This is a genomic window from Pseudomonas sp. Marseille-Q7302 (assembly GCF_965111925.1).
In genome coordinates this window covers 3094550-3109508 of sequence record NZ_CBCOPK010000001.1, presented here as the reverse complement: position 1 = coordinate 3109508, position 14959 = coordinate 3094550, and the positions used below count along the sequence as shown (strand labels likewise).

At 65.8% G+C, this 14959-nt stretch carries 14 protein-coding genes; 10 read left to right on the top strand and 4 right to left on the bottom strand.

The features are described 5' to 3' along the window. Positions 1-59: 59 nt before the first annotated feature. Positions 60-206, bottom strand: coding sequence for a hypothetical protein (locus ACWPW1_RS14470; protein ID WP_167348565.1), 147 nt, complete (start codon positions 204-206; stop codon positions 60-62). Positions 207-374: 168 nt separating this feature from the next. Here ACWPW1_RS14470 and ACWPW1_RS14465 point away from each other — a divergent pair, with 168 nt between their 5' ends. From ACWPW1_RS14465 to dinB, 3 genes are all read left to right on the top strand, one after another. Further along, a complete protein-coding gene (locus tag ACWPW1_RS14465; protein WP_059315400.1) occupies positions 375-692 on the top strand; it encodes a hypothetical protein in 318 nt (105 codons plus the stop codon). Between the two features lie 32 nt (positions 693-724). Further along, entirely contained in the window at positions 725-958 is a 234-nt protein-coding gene (locus ACWPW1_RS14460; protein ID WP_059315399.1) for a hypothetical protein, read from the top strand. A 93-nt stretch (positions 959-1051) separates the two neighbouring features. Next, a complete protein-coding gene (dinB, locus tag ACWPW1_RS14455; protein ID WP_271655304.1) occupies positions 1052-2149 on the top strand; it encodes a DNA polymerase IV in 1098 nt (365 codons plus the stop codon). Positions 2150-2155: 6 nt separating this feature from the next. On the opposite strand, the gene ACWPW1_RS14450 is transcribed toward dinB, so the two are convergent. Next, positions 2156-4924: a response regulator gene (locus tag ACWPW1_RS14450; protein WP_059315397.1), complete on the bottom strand. Its 2769-nt coding sequence runs from the start codon at positions 4922-4924 to the stop codon at positions 2156-2158. Positions 4925-5136: 212 nt separating this feature from the next. On the opposite strand from ACWPW1_RS14450, the gene ACWPW1_RS14445 reads away from it, so the two are divergent. The 5 genes from ACWPW1_RS14445 to mazG all read left to right on the top strand — a co-directional run bounded on the left by ACWPW1_RS14445 (position 5137) and on the right by mazG (position 11577). Continuing rightward, positions 5137-6027, top strand: coding sequence for an alpha/beta hydrolase-fold protein (locus ACWPW1_RS14445; RefSeq protein ID WP_313647544.1), 891 nt, complete (start codon positions 5137-5139; stop codon positions 6025-6027). Positions 6028-6108: 81 nt separating this feature from the next. Beyond that, entirely contained in the window at positions 6109-7008 is a 900-nt protein-coding gene (cysM, locus tag ACWPW1_RS14440) for a cysteine synthase CysM (RefSeq protein WP_454253279.1), read from the top strand. Continuing rightward, entirely contained in the window at positions 6995-8359 is a 1365-nt protein-coding gene (gene rlmD, locus ACWPW1_RS14435) for a 23S rRNA (uracil(1939)-C(5))-methyltransferase RlmD (RefSeq protein WP_454253278.1), read from the top strand. The genes cysM and rlmD overlap by 14 nt, the downstream gene beginning before the upstream one ends. Positions 8360-8422: 63 nt before the next feature. After that, positions 8423-10663 carry a GTP diphosphokinase gene (relA, locus tag ACWPW1_RS14430; protein ID WP_059315393.1) on the top strand — a complete coding sequence of 747 codons (2241 nt, stop codon included), beginning with the start codon at positions 8423-8425 and terminating at the stop codon, positions 10661-10663. A 68-nt stretch (positions 10664-10731) separates the two neighbouring features. Next, the gene (gene mazG, locus ACWPW1_RS14425; RefSeq protein ID WP_059315392.1) at positions 10732-11577 is read left to right on the top strand and encodes a nucleoside triphosphate pyrophosphohydrolase; all 846 of its coding nucleotides are present in this window, start codon (positions 10732-10734) and stop codon (positions 11575-11577) included. A 114-nt stretch (positions 11578-11691) separates the two neighbouring features. Here mazG and ACWPW1_RS14420 read toward each other — a convergent pair whose 3' ends face one another. Both ACWPW1_RS14420 and fliK read right to left on the bottom strand, forming a co-directional pair. Continuing rightward, positions 11692-12006 (bottom strand): EscU/YscU/HrcU family type III secretion system export apparatus switch protein, encoded by a 315-nt coding sequence (locus ACWPW1_RS14420; protein WP_059315391.1) that lies wholly within the window; start codon positions 12004-12006, stop codon positions 11692-11694. Further along, positions 12003-13577, bottom strand: coding sequence for a flagellar hook-length control protein FliK (gene fliK / locus ACWPW1_RS14415; protein WP_454253277.1), 1575 nt, complete (start codon positions 13575-13577; stop codon positions 12003-12005). Before fliK ends, ACWPW1_RS14420 begins: the two co-directional genes overlap by 4 nt. A gap of 107 nt (positions 13578-13684) precedes the next feature. Between fliK and ccmA the strand changes: the two genes are divergently transcribed. Next, entirely contained in the window at positions 13685-14290 is a 606-nt protein-coding gene (gene ccmA / locus ACWPW1_RS14410) for a cytochrome c biogenesis heme-transporting ATPase CcmA (RefSeq protein WP_454253276.1), read from the top strand. Next, the gene (ccmB, locus tag ACWPW1_RS14405; RefSeq protein ID WP_454253275.1) at positions 14287-14958 is read left to right on the top strand and encodes a heme exporter protein CcmB; all 672 of its coding nucleotides are present in this window, start codon (positions 14287-14289) and stop codon (positions 14956-14958) included. The genes ccmA and ccmB overlap by 4 nt, the downstream gene beginning before the upstream one ends. Position 14959 lies beyond the last annotated feature (1 nt).

Sequence of the window (14959 nt, the reverse complement as noted above, 5' to 3'; positions counted from 1 at the left end):
AAAACGTCAAGGAAAAATTTAATATTCTTCAAAGGCTTATTTAAGGAGGCGAGGTAAGGTCACTTGTCGGTATCGCTTTTCTGCATCTGCACCGAGGCCTTTTCACCGCTGGAGCGATTTTGCTGATCCGACTGGTCACGGTCGAAGCAGCCGCTGAGTGCCAGGGTGATCAACAGGGCGGAAGAAAGCAGTAGGGGGCGTTTCATGGGGGATCTCCTGGTTGCACGTCATCAGTCGACCTGTGTGCGTGGCAAAGGGTCCACGAATCCGATGAGAGCGCGCGAGCAAGTGAGACGGTGATAGCAAAACGCCGCATCACCACCAGGGCCGGTGGTGGCCATATGCTATCCTCGAGGTGTCTCGCGGAGAACCCCATGCACCCTTCCCAGGATTCGAGTTGTCTGGATCAGCGCATCATGCGCATGATGGAACAGGATGTAGCGACGCTCGTCGCCCAGCTGTGCAATCTTTCCCTTGCCCTGACCGGCAGCAGTATCAACGGCGCTGGCGAGATGGCACTTCAAGTCGTGCAGAAAGTCGAATTGCTCGTCGACGACATGAAGACGCTTCGTACCGCAGCGCAAGCGCTGCTGGATACCCCGTCTCGCCATGTTCGATCCGGCCAATTAGAAGATCGGATCGTCATCGCCGGCGACGAGAGTGCACCTTTCGACGATGGGCAGCGCGACTGAGCCGTTTGACCAGGAAAGTCCAAGGGGCCGCCATGAATCTCCTGCTGGAAACCTTGCTTCATCATCTTCAGGGTCTGGGGCGTATCGAGTTCTTCGAGCGCAGCGACCATTTCGCGCGACTGATGGTCACCACGCCGGATGGGGTAATCGCCGAGCGTCACCTCTATTATGATCAGTTGCATCACGCCCATGACCTCAAGGCCGTGGTCGATGAGCTGCGTGAAGAGGTCGTTCATCGCCAACGCCTGTTGCAGGACGTCGGTTAACGGTCGATTCGTCGTTCGCCATGGACAAATGCGGACGGGCTTGGCTTACTGTACGGATAATCAGCCGCAGTGCCCGGCCCGGCATCTCTCTCCATGGCTCCGGACAACTCCACCGCCCAACTTCCCCCCAAGCGTCAGCGCAAGATCATTCATGTCGATTGCGACTGCTTCTATGCGTCCATCGAGATGCGCGACGATCCGCGTCTGGGCGGCAAGCCCCTGGCGGTAGGCGGTACCCCTGATCGGCGTGGGGTGGTCGCCACCTGCAACTATGAGGCCCGCGCCTTCGGTGTGCGCTCCGCCATGTCGTCCCATCAGGCGCAGAAGCTCTGTCCCGACCTGGTCTTCGTCAAGCCGCGCTTCGATGTCTATAAGGAAGTGTCGCGGCAGATTCATGGGATCTTCCAGGACTACACCGAGCTGATCGAGCCGCTGTCCCTCGATGAAGCCTACCTGGATGTCACCCAGTGCGACCTGTTCAACGGCAGCGCCACCCTGATCGCGCGCGACATCCGCCGTCGGGTGTGGCAGGAGCTGAACATCACGGTGTCAGCGGGGGTGGCGCCCAACAAGTTTCTTGCCAAGATCGCCAGCGACTGGAAAAAGCCCAACGGCCTGTTCGTCATCGCGCCGCACGAGGTGGATGATTTCGTCGCCACACTGCCGGTGGCCAAGCTGCACGGCGTCGGCAAGGTCACCGCGGACAAGCTCAAGCGGCGCGGCATCGTCCTGTGCAGCGATCTGCAGACCTGGTCGCGCTTCGATCTGTTGCGCGAATTCGGCAGCTTCGGCGAGCGACTCTGGTCGTTGGCCCATGGTATCGACGAGCGTCAGGTCAAGGTGGACAGTCAGCGGCAATCGGCCAGCGTGGAGCGCACCTACGACCAGGACCTGCCCGACGCCGCTGCCTGTGTGAAGGAGTTGCCGGAATTGCTGGCCAAGCTGGAAGAAAGGCTGGTACGGCTGGCCGATCGCTATCGCCCGGAACGACCCTTTATCAAGGTCAAGTTCCACGACTTCACCCAGACCACCCTGGAGCAGCAGGGCGCCGGTCGAGATCTCGACAGCTATCGGCGCCTGCTGGAGCAGGCCTATCGCCGTGGCAATCGGCCGGTCCGGCTGCTGGGCGTCGGCGTGCGTCTGCTGGATCTGCGCGAAGCCGCGCTGCAGCTCAGGCTGTTCGAGGACTAGCGCCCGCTAGAGCGGGCTCTTGGCCTGAGCGGAGAGATTGACGATGGCGGCGTCCAGCTCTTCCAGCGCCGGGCTGGAGGTCGGAGCACCCTGCTTGAGCAGGGTTTCGCTGTGCTGGCAGGCGGCGCGCAACTGGGGCACGCCGCAATAGCGAGTAGCGCCATGCAGGCGGTGGACGCGCTCGATGAGCGCAATGCGATCACCGTCCTCGCGGGCCTGGCGGATGGCCTGGCGATCCGCCGCCAGGGAGGCGAGCAGCATGCTCAGCAGGTCCTTGGCCAGGTCGGGCTTGTTGGCGGCGAGGCGCAGGCCTTCGTCCGCGTCCATCACCGGTAGGGTGGAAATGTCCTGGCCGCCGCTGTTGAGGCTGGTGACCTCGGGTGCCGAACTGTGCAGCAGGCGCAAGCCCGTCCACTTGAGAATGACCTGGGCCAGTTGCCGATCGCTGATGGGCTTGGTCAGGTAGTCGTCCATGCCGCTCTGCAGCAGGGCGCGTTTCTCGTTGGCCATGGCGTGGGCGGTGAGCGCGACGATAGGCACCGGGGTGCCGCCCTCGCTGGCTTCCCAGTCGCGAATGGCCTCGGTGGCCTGGCGACCGTCCATGCCAGGCATCTGCACATCCATGAATACCAGGTCGAAGCGCTCCTGCTGGACCGCCTCCACCGCAGCATAGCCACTGTCCACCGCGGTGACCTGGGCACCAAGATCGGTCAGCAGGGTTTCTACCAGCAGCAGGTTGGCTGGATTGTCATCCACGCAGAGCAGGCGGGGCGGACGGTCGGTGATGCCCATCCCGCCGCTTTCGTTGCGCTGAGGGCGCTGGTTGAGCAGTTCGGCCACGGCCTGCTCTAGCTTGCGGCTGCAGGCTGGCTTGGCGTGCAGCTGACAGTGGACGTCCGGCAGGGAGGCGTGGAACACCGCCTGGTCGGTGGTCGGGCAATAGACCAGGGTGTTGCAGTCCTGGCGACCCAGCTCCCAGATGCGCTCGGTGAGCAGATCCGGGGGAATGGTGCGCGCGCTGACGCCAAGCACCGCCAGGCTGACCGGCAGCTTGCCAGACGCCGGATGGGCGACGGCGTCACTCAGCTGTTCAAGGGTCTCGAAGACTTCGACGCTCAGGCCACACTCCTCGAGCTGGTGCTGCAGCGCCTGGCGGGTGAGGGGGTGCGGTTCCACCAGGCCAACGCGACGGCCGGCCAGGGCGATGCGCTTGTGGTTTTCGACGCTGCCATGGGCCTTGGGCAGGGTGAGGGTGATCCAGAATTCCGAGCCTTCGCCGGGAATGCTTTCCAGGCCGATCTCGCCGCCCATCTGCTCGATCAGGCGCTTGGAGATGACCAGGCCCAGCCCGGTGCCGCCCGCCTGGCGGGTCAGGGAGTTGTCGGCCTGGGAAAAGGCCTGGAACAGCATCTGCCGGTCTTCGTCGGTCAGCCCGACCCCGGTGTCCTGCACGCTGATGCGCAGCTGGGCATGGTCGTCGGTTTCTTCCTCGACCATGGCCCGTACGGCGATGGTGCCAGAGTGGGTGAACTTGATGGCGTTGCTCACCAGGTTGGTGAGCACCTGGCGCAGGCGCTGGGGATCGCCGACCAGGTGGGTCGGGGTGTCGCGATACACCAGGCAGACCAGTTCGAGGTGCTTTTCGTGGGCCGAGGGCGCGAGGATGGTCAGGGTGTCCTGGATCATGTCGCGCAGATTGAACGGCAGGTTTTCCAGCACGAGCTTGCCGGCCTCGATCTTCGAGAAGTCGAGGATCTCGTTGATGATGCCCAGCAGGCTTTCCGCGGAGTTCTGGATGGTGCTCAGGTAGTCCTGCTGGCGGGGAGTCAGCTCGCTTTTCTGCATCAGGTTGGTGAAGCCGATGATGCCGTTGAGCGGGGTGCGGATCTCATGGCTCATGTTGGCCAGGAATTCCGACTTGATGCGACTGGCCTCCAGGGCGGCCTTGCGTGCCAGGTCCAGTTCGATGTTCTGGATTTCGATGGTTTCCAGATTCTGGCGTACGTCTTCGGTGGCCTGGTCGATGTTGTTCTGCATCTCGAACTGGGCGTTTTCCATGGCTTCGGCCATGCGATTGATACCGGTCGCCAGTTCGTCGAATTCGGGGCTGCCGAGCTGGGTGGGCAAGCGCGTTTCCAGGCGGCCTTCCTGCAGCTGGCTGACGCCCTGGGCGATCACCTGCAGCGGACGATTGATCCGCCGGCCCATGCGCACCGCGATGAAGGCGGTGAAGGCCAGGCCCAGCAGGATCAGCAGCAGGCCGGCCACCAGGTTGCGATAACCGCGCAGCAGGGTGGCGTGGTGGGAGAGTTCGAGCTGGATCCAGCCCAGGGTCTGGGGCGAGGCCGGACTGCCGTCGCTGCGGGTCAAGCGCAGATCGTGGGTCTGCACCGGCAGATTGAAGTGGGTGATGTCGAGGCCGGATCTCATGCTGATGGTCTGGAAGTCGCGCCCGGTCAGCTCCACGGTCATGGAGGGGCCGGCATGGGCGAGGACGTTGCCATCGGCATCAAGGAAGCTGATCGCCCGGACGTCGGCCTGATCGAGGGCCCGTTGGGCGATGCGATTGAGCTGATCGTTGTCACCGGTGCGCATGGCCGGCGCGATAAGAGGCGCCATCTGCTGGGCGACCAGCTGGCCGTGCTCGATGAGCTGGCTGCGCATGTCCGACAGCTGGACCCAGCTGAAGTAGACCCCGAGCAGGGCCGCCATGCAGCAGGTCGGGAGGACGCTCAACAGCAGAATGCGTCCCTTGAGTCCCAATTCGTCCAGCACTACGCGTCCCCCGAGGAAATTGGCGAGTCTAACCTCTTTACCAAATGTAAAGAGAGTCTTTGCGAAAGGGGTCGCACCCCCTCGCGACGTTGATCCGCGAAAATGCGCGAAGGCTGCCACGGTCCCTGGCCGGGGTGGACAACCATTGGCGCCATCGGCGGTCTGGTAGGGATTGCCGGTCGTTCCGGTACGGTTATGTTCGAGGAGATCCTTTGAAGAAGAGTTGCAGTCTGATGCTGGCGGGCGCCCTGTTGCTAGGGGCCGGCTGGATGGCACCGACCCAGGCCCAGGAAACGAAGCAGGCCACCCTGGTGGAGCGGGGGTCGATGTACTACAGCTTCGAGACGCACCTGCTCGACTCGGCGGACGGCAAGCGGCGCTATCGGGTCTATATCGGCATCCCCAAGCAACCGGCACCCATGATGGGCTATCCCGCGCTGTTCCTGCTCGACGGCGAGACGGCCCTGGCGCAGCTCCAGGATGTCTGGCTGTCGCCGCATAAACTGAAGAGTCCCCCGGTTCTGGTCGCCATTGGCTATGCCGACGCGGCGGATGCCATGCAGGAGCGCACCTACGACTACACCCCGGCGGTCAATGGCGGGCGCAATCGTGACGATGCACGCAAGGAGTGGCCAACCGGCGGCTCGCGGGCCTTTCTCGATCTGATCGAACAGCGCATCAAGCCGTTGCTGACCCAGAGCGTGCCGTTCGATCCCAATCGCCAGACCCTCTGGGGGCATGGCTATGGTGGCCTGTTCGTGCTCGATACGCTCTTCAGGCAACCCCAGGCCTTCCAGCGTTATGTCGCGAGCGACGTGGCCTATGGCTGGCAGCAGGGCTACATCCTCAAGCGTGCCCAGGAGTTCCAGGGGGTGGGTGGTGCCCGTCCCGTGCAGCTCTCGCTGTTTTCCGGCACCGAGGACATGACCCGCAAGGTCGCGCCCGAGGCCGCCAAACGACTGGCCGAACGGCTGGCGGGGCTGCCCGGGCTGGAGGTGACGCCCCAGCTGCGGCCCAACTTGGGGCCGGAAGCCATCCTGTCGCTGAGCCTGCCGGCCGCCCTGGAGCTGGCCAGCGACGGTGCCGCTGCACCGCGACCCTAGCCCTGCGTCGGGTGGGTAGGGTCGACGCGGGTTTGGGGGTATCATGGAAGGCTTTCACCCCCTGGCGGAACGAGCTGATCCATGAGTCTGCACTATCCCACCATCGCCGATTGCATCGGTAACACGCCGCTGGTGCGCCTGCAGCGCCTGGCTGGCGACACCCGCAGTACCGTGCTGCTCAAGCTGGAAGGCAACAACCCGGCCGGCTCGGTCAAGGATCGCCCGGCGCTGTCGATGATCCGGCAGGCCGAGTCCCGCGGCGATATCCAGCCGGGGGATACCCTCATTGAGGCGACCTCCGGCAACACCGGGATCGCCCTGGCCATGGCCGCCGCCATCATGGGCTATCGCATGATCCTGATCATGCCCGACAACTCCAGTGCCGAACGCAAGGCGGCCATGACCGCCTATGGCGCCGAGCTGATCCTGGTCAGCAAGGAAGACGGCATGGAAGGCGCGCGGGATCTCGCTACCCGCATGCAGGCCGAAGGCCGTGGCAAGGTGCTCGACCAGTTCGGTAATAGCGACAATCCCGTCGCCCACTACCTGGGTACCGGTCCGGAGATCTGGCGCCAGACCCATGGCAGCATCACCCACTTCGTCAGCTCCATGGGCACCACCGGGACCATCATGGGCACCTCGCGCTACCTCAAGGAGCAGAATCCCAAGGTGCAGATCGTCGGGCTGCAGCCGGAGGAGGGTGCGGCCATTCCCGGCATCCGCCGCTGGCCGGAGGCCTATCTGCCCAAGATCTACGAATCCAGCCGCGTGGATCGCATCATCGACATGGGCCAGCAGGAAGCCGAAGACACCATGCGCCGACTGGCGCGGAAAGAAGGCATCTTCTGCGGCGTGTCTTCCGGCGGTTCGGTGGCGGGCGCCCTGCGTATCGCCCGGGAAGTGGACAATGCGGTGATCGTCGCGATCATCTGTGACCGAGGCGATCGCTACCTGTCGACCGGCGTCTATGACCCGCGCTAAGCGAGGCGGTGGCGGCCTGCGTTTTCAGCCGGCCGGCGGAGCGCGTTCGGTCGCGGTACCCACCGGCAAGCGCCAGGTGCTGGGCATCGATCGTCTGTCCAATGACGGCCGTGGCATCGGTCACGAAGGCGGGCGGACCTGGTTCGTCGCCGGTGCCCTGCCGGGCGAGCGCGTCGAGGCACGGGTGCTCGGTGCCCGCAGCCAGGTGGTCGAGGCCCGTACCTTGAAGGTGCTGGACGCCAGCCCGTTGCGGCGCACCCCGCCCTGTACCGTGGCCGACCGTTGTGGCGGTTGCACCTTGCAGCACCTGCCCCATGCCGATCAGCTGACCCTCAAGCAGCAGGCGCTGGCAGAGCAGTTCCAGCGCCTGGCGGGGGTCCAGCCGCTGGTCTGGGCTGCGCCTTTGGTGGGCCCCGAATTCGGCTATCGCCGGCGCGCCCGGGTCGCGGTGCGCTGGGATGAGCGGCAGAATCGGCTGGAAGTGGGGTTTCGCGCCGAAGCCAGTCAGGACATCGTCACGCCCGACGACTGCCTGGTGCTGGTGCCCGAGCTGCAGGTCCTGCTACGGGCGCTGCCGGGCGTGCTGGGGAGCCTGGAACAGCCCCAGGCCATCGGCCATGTCGAGCTTTTCCAGGGCACGGCGACGGCGCTGCTGGTCCGCCATACCCAGGCGCTGCTGCCGGGCGATCAGGTTCGTCTGCGCGAGTTCTGCGCCGCTGCGCAGGTACAGCTCTGGTGGCAGGGCAAGGGTGAGCCCGAGCCGGATCAGGTCGATGCCGTTCTGGGTTACCAGCTGGCGCCGTGGGCGTTGACCCTTGCCTATCGGCCAGGGGATTTCGTCCAGGTCAATGCGCCCATCAACGAGGCCATGGTGGCCCAGGCCCTGGACTGGCTGGCGCCAACGGCTGACGACCGGGTGCTCGACCTGTTCTCCGGCCTGGGCAACTTCGCCTTGCCGCTGGCGCGACAGGCGGCTGCGGTCACCGGCATCGAAGGTGTCGCGGCGATGACATCCCGGGCAATACAAAATGCACGTGACAACGGCATCGGCAACGCGCACTTTCTACAGGTGGACCTGTCGAACCCGCTACCCGCCGATCTGGGTACCCATTCGCTGGCCCTGCTGGATCCACCGCGCGACGGTGCGCTGGAGGTGGTCCGGCAGCTCAGGGGCCTGGGCATAGGGCGGCTGGTCTATGTGTCCTGCAATCCGTCCACCCTGGCACGGGATGCGGGAGAGCTGGTGCGACAGGGCTATCGCATGACACGAGCGGGCATTCTCGACATGTTTCCGCAGACCGCCCATGTGGAAGCCATGGTGTTGTTCGAAGCGGGCGGGATGCCCGGGTAACGACGGCTCGCCAACCGATGCGAGCCAATCCGGCGAGAACGCTGCGCCGTGAGGAAGGGGTAGATGGTACAGGTCAGAGCGCATCAGCCAGTCAATGTCGATGGCAGCATCAACCTTCACGCCTGGCTGGATCATATCCAGAGCGTGGATCCAAATCTCGATCGCGAGGCCTTGCTGGATGCCTGCGGCTTCGCCCGCACGGCGGAAGAGAACTCCGGGCAGGTCGAGCATACCTGGGCGGAGGGCACGTCCAGTTTCCGTACCGGCCTGGAGATGGCCGAGATCCTCGCCGACCTCAAGCTGGATCAGGACAGCCTGATCGCCGCCGTCGTCTATCGGGCGGTGCGCGAGGGCAAGGCGACCCTGGAGTCCGCGGCCGAGCATTTCGGGCCGGTGGTGGCCAAGCTGATCGAAGGCGTGCTGCGCATGGCGGCGATCAGCGAGAGTCTCAATCCGCGCAAGTCCATGGTGCTGGGTAGCCAGACCCAGGTCGACAACCTGCGGCGCATGCTGGTGGCCATGGTCGACGATGTTCGCGTCGCCCTGATCAAGCTGGCCGAACGCACCTGCGCCATCCGCGCGGTCAAGAATGCCACTGAAGAACGCCGCAACCGGGTGGCCCGTGAGGTCGCCGACATCTATGCGCCGCTGGCCCATCGCCTCGGCATTGGCCATATCAAGTGGGAGCTGGAGGACCTGTCCTTCCGCTACCTGGAGCCGCAGCAGTACAAGCAGATCGCCACCTTGCTGCACGAGCGGCGGCTGGATCGTGAACAGTACATCGCCGACGTCATGCGGCAGTTGCGCGACGAACTCACTGCCACCGGGATCAAGTCCGACCTCAGTGGCCGGGCCAAGCACATCTATTCCATCTGGCGGAAGATGCAGCGCAAGGGCCTGGAGTTCAGCCAGATCTATGACGTGCGCGCGGTGCGCGTGCTGGTACCCGAGGTGCGTGACTGCTATACCGCGCTGGGTATCGTGCACACCCTCTGGCGGCACATTCCCCGCGAGTTCGACGACTATATCGCCAATCCCAAGGAGAACGGCTACCGTTCCCTGCATACGGCGGTGATCGGCCCGGAAGGCAAGGTGCTGGAAGTGCAGATCCGCACCCACGCCATGCACGAGGAGGCCGAGCTGGGGGTTTGCGCGCATTGGCGCTACAAGGGCACCGACGTCAAATCGGCCTCCAACCACTACGAAGAGAAGATCTCCTGGCTGCGCCAGGTGCTGGAGTGGCACGAGGAGCTGGGCGACATCGGAGGTCTGGCCGATCAGTTGCGAGTCGACATCGAGCCGGACCGGGTCTATGTCTTCACGCCCGACGGCCACGCCATCGATCTGCCCAAGGGCGCGACCCCGCTGGACTTCGCCTATCGGGTGCACACCGAGATCGGTCACAACTGCCGCGGCGCCAAGATCAATGGCCGCATCGTGCCACTGAACTACCAGCTGCAGACCGGCGAGCAGGTGGAGATCATCACCGGCAAGCAGGGCTCGCCCAGTCGTGACTGGCTCAACCCCAACCTCGGCTACGTCAACACCTCGCGGGCGCGGGCCAAGATCGTCCACTGGTTCAAGTTCCAGGCGCGGGATCAGAACGTCGCCGCCGGCAAAGCCATGGTCGAGCGCGAGCTGTCGCGCCTGGCACTGCCGCCGGTGGACTTCAACACCCTCGCCGAAAAGGTCAACTACAAGGGCGCCGAGGACATGCTCGCGGCCCTGGGTGCCGGCGATCTGCGCCTGGCCCACGTGATGCACGCGGCCCAGCAGCTGGTGGAGCCGGACAAGGGCGTCGATACCCTCGATCTGCTTCCGCGCAAACCCACCAACAAGCCGGGCAAGCGCGGTGACGTGCAGATCCAGGGCGTCGGCAACCTGCTCACGCAGATCGCCGGGTGCTGCCAGCCGGTACCGGGTGATGCCATCGTCGGCTACATCACCCTGGGGCGCGGCGTGACCATCCACCGGCAGGACTGCGCCAACGCCCTGCAGCTGGCCAGTCGCGAACCGGAGCGGACCATCCAGGTGAGCTGGGGACCGGTGCCGGTGCAGACCTATCCGGTCGACATCCTCATCAAGGCCTTCGACCGCTCCGGCCTCTTGCGTGACGTTTCGCAGATCCTGCTCAACGAGCGGATCAACGTGCTGGCGGTGAACACCCGCTCCAATCGCGAGGAGAACACCGCCAACATGCTGCTGACCATCGAGATCCCTGGCCTGGACGCCCTGGGGCGCTTGCTGGGGCGCATCTCGCAGCTGCCCAACATCATCGAAGCCCGTCGTAACCGCGCCGCCTGAGTGGTGTGGTGACGACCCCACGAGGCGCCTCTGGCGCCTCGTTCTTTTTCCAGTCACAGGATTTACCCATGTACCAGCTCGACGACCTGCTGCACCTCATGGCCCGGCTGCGCGATCCCCAGCACGGCTGCCCCTGGGATCTGCGGCAGGACTACGCCAGCATCGTGCCGCATACCCTGGAAGAGGCCTATGAGGTCGCCGATGCCATTGCCAAGCAGGACTTCCCCCAGGTGCGCGACGAGCTGGGCGACTTGCTGTTCCAGGTCGTCTACTACAGCCAGCTGGGCCGCGAGGACGGCCATTTCGACTTTGCTCAGGTGGTGGACGGCATTACCCGCAAGCTGGTGCGCCGTCATCCCCATGTCTTTCCCGACGGCGACCTGCACGGCCCCCTGGACCTGCCGCGCCTCGACGAGGCCACCATCAAGCGGCGCTGGGAGGAGATCAAGGCCGAGGAGCGCGCGGAAAAGGCCATGGCGCCCGAGCAGCTGTCGCTGCTGGACGACGTGCCAGCCGCGTTGCCGGCCCTGAGCCGCGCGGCCAAGCTGCAGAAGCGCGCCGCCAACGTGGGCTTCGACTGGGCCGATGCGACCCCGGTGGTGGCCAAGATCCAGGAGGAGCTGGACGAGGTGCGCGACGCCATGGCCAACGGCCAGGCCGCCCAGGTGGCGGAGGAGGTGGGCGATCTGCTGTTCGTGATGGTCAACCTGGCGCGCCACCTGCACGTCGATGCCGAAGACGCCCTGCGCCAGGCCAATGCCAAGTTCGAACGACGCTTTCGCTATATCGAAGAGGCGCTGAAAGCCCAGGGGCGCACGCCGCAGGAAGCCAGCCTGGAGGAGATGGACGCGTTTTGGGACGCCGCCAAGGTGGAAGAGAAGGGCGTCGTCGGGCATTCGTTGCAGGGCCGCTGAAACCGGGCGTAGGTTGGTGCTGAGCATAGCGAAGCCCAACGTTGCCGAGATCTGAACGGGTTTCGACGTGTCGTCCAAGCCCGGCTGTTGGGCTTCGCTGCGCTCAACCGCAACCTACGGCATCCGCTCCCAGCCGTACGACAGGTCCGGTTGGTCGGCCAGATGCGCTGGGCACTTGCCCTTGAGGTGCCAGGCGAAGGCGATGATTTCCGCCAGGGTACGATAGAGCGCCTCGGGAATTTCCGAGCCCAATTCCAGGCGTGCCAGGATGCGCACCAGGTCGGCGTTCTCGTAGATGGGCACCTCGTGCTCGCGGGCCGTGGCCAGGATGAGCTCGGCCAGTTCGGCATCACCCTTGGCGGAGAGGATCGGAGCGCTGCTGCCGTCATAGGACAGGGCGATGGCCTGGCGGGGGGAGGGCGTGCTCATGCGGTGTCGTCGATCCAGCGTTGTTCGAGGGAGGTACGCGGATTGCGTGCGGGGCGGCCCTGGCGGCTGCTGAGGTCGCCGACCACGAAGCCGGCGGCCAGCAGACGGTCGCGCAGGTGGGGCAATTCGGTATCGATCAGGGTCGCGGTGGCACCTTTTTCCGCCCAGAATTCGCTCGATAGCCGGCCGCTGGCGAGTTGGGCCCTGACCTGCAGCGGGCCGAGCGGGGCAAGGTCGAAGGCCAGCTCCACCTTCCACAGGCTGTCGCGGGCCTCGCCGCGGCTATCCGGTGGAGGCCGTTCTTCCTGGAAGCGGACCTGCACCGCGCCAAGGCGCTCGCCGTCGCGCCAGGGGATCTCGGTCTGCCAGGTGGACAGGTAGTAGCCATCCGGCAGTACCTGGGTCTGGGCCAGACTGGCCAGCTGATGGGTCTGCAGCCGGGCGATGACCCCCGTGGCCAGTTGCAGCAATTCGTCGAGTTCGGCATTGGCGGCGCTGAGGCCGCGGCCATCGCGCTCGCCCAGCGGAAAGTCCAGGGCGGTGGGTTGGCGATTGGCGGTGGCGGCGTCGCCCAAGGCCCGACGCAGGGCATCGGGCAGATTCTGCTGGGCGGTCTGAACCGCGACCTGGGGATTGCGCAGCGCATCGCCCGGTACGCTGGCCAGCAGGCGATCCACCAGGCGCAAGAGATTGGCTTTGAAATCTTCCTGGAGGTCGGGACCGCTGCGATCCAGCAACTGCTGCTCCAGTTGCAGTCCGCTGCGGGCCAGGGCGCGGGTCCAGCCCTGGGCCGTGGTGAGGGCCTCGGTGTGTTCCAGGTTGGCCAGCAGCGACTTGAGGGCCGCGCCGACCGAGGGCGGCAGGTCTGCCTCGGGGACGTCCTCCAGCCATTGCAGCAGGGCGTTCATCGACAGCTGCCGCTGTCCCTGGCCCTGCAGTTGCCGATCGATGTCGAGCTGGTCGAGGCGCTGTGCCATGGGCAGCACCGTGACCTCCTGGCTGTCCTTGATCACCACGGTCAACAGGCTGCCCACCGGCACCGGACGGGCTGATTCCAGCTTGAGCTGGCGGCCTTCGAGGTTGGAGCTCAGCGCCTTGGCGATCACCTCGTAGGTAGGCGCCGTTCCCGGGGGCTGTTGCAGCAGGTTGCTCAGCACCCGTAGTTGCAGCGTGGTGCCTACCGGCAACTGGCGCAGATCCAGTTGCTGCAAGGGCGGCGGCGGCGCGTCGCCCTCCAGGCTTTGCAGCAGCACCGCCAGCTGGGTGGACCCCAGGGTACTCACCAGCAGCTGGCTGCCCACCGGCAAATTGTTGGTCGGGCTCTGGGTGGTGAGCAGGACGCTGCCACCCTGGGCGAGCTGCAATTGCAGCAGGAACTGGAAATTCTGGCCGGCCGGCCGCGTGGCGAGCACCTCGGCAGTGGCCGTGCTGCCGGCCGGAATCAGGTCGTCGAGGGACTGCAGGGCCTGCAGGATCTGCGCGCCGGCATCCGACGCCTGCGCCGCCGCGGCCCGGACGGGCAGGGCGGGCGTGACGCCGACGCTGGGTGGGATCGCGGAGATGGAGTTCATCGGGCAGGTCCGGAAGAGTCGCCTGTGTATAATGGCGCGCCTTCAAAGGCGTGTGCCGGGTTAACGGCCATTGCCCGACCGACTTTAGTGCCGTGAGATCTCCTGTCTTGAATCAGCCCCTGCTCGACGCCGTCGCGCTCCGTTGCGAACGGGGCGGCCGCCTGCTGTTCGACGATCTGAGCCTGAGCGTGCAGGCGGGTGAGCTGCTGCAGATCGGGGGCGTCAATGGCAGCGGCAAGACCAGCCTGCTGCGTATCCTGGCGGGGCTGCTGCCAGCCGATGGCGGTGACGTGCGCCGGCCACCGGCGGCGGAGCTGCTCTGGCTGGGGCATGCGCCCGGCGTCAGCGAGGCCCTGACAGCGGTGGAAAATCTCCAGGTCCTGGCGAATCTGTGGCGACCGGCCACGAGCGAGGTCTGCGTCGCCGCCTTGGCGGCGGTCGGTCTGGCCGAGTGGGCGGACGAACCCTGCGCACAGCTGTCGGCCGGCCAGCGGCGCCGCGTCGCCCTGGCACGTCTGTATCTGCCCCATCCCCCGCGGCTCTGGCTGCTGGACGAACCCTTCACGGCCCTGGATGCCGGCACCTGCCAGCATCTGGAGCAGCGCCTGCACGAGCATTGCGCCACCGGCGGCGCCGTGGCGCTGACCAGCCATCGCGAGCTGGATGACCTGCCTGCCGGTCATCGTCGTCTGCAACTGGACGGTGGCCGGTGAGCGGCGCCTGCCGGGCCATCCTGCGCCGAGAATGGCGCCTGGCCTGCCGCCGCCCGGCGCTGTGGCTTACGCCGCTGGCGTTCCATGCCCTGGTGGTGACCCTGTTTCCCCTCGCCTTGGGCCCGGACAGCCGGCAACTCGCCGTGTTGGCACCTGGGCTCTTGTGGATCGCGCTGCTGCTGGCCCTGTTGCTGGGCCAGGAGGCCCTGTTTCGCAGCGAGTGGCAGGACGGTTCCCTCGAACACTGGCTACTGGCGCCCCAGCCCTTGGCGCTGCTGGTGCTGCTCAAGCTGCTGGTGCACTGGTGCTTCGCCGGCCTGGCGCTGGTGGCCTTGACCCCGCTGCTGGCGCTGATGCTGGGGCTGCCGGCCGCGGCCCTGCCAGCAACCCTGGCGGCCTTGACCCTCGGCAGCCTGGCGCTGACCCTGATCGGTGCCATCGGCGCGGCGCTCACCGTGGGCCTGGCGCGCGGTGGCCTGCTGCTGGCGCTGCTCAACCTGCCGTTGCAGATCCCGGTGCTCATTCTTGGCGCCAGCACCCTGGATGCTGCCCGGCTGGGCCTGCCGGTGGCGGGGCTACTGCTCTGGCTGGGTTGCCTGACCCTGCTGGCCCTGACCCTGGCACCCCTGGCGGTGGCCGCCAGCCTGCGCATCGGCGCCGCCCAATGAC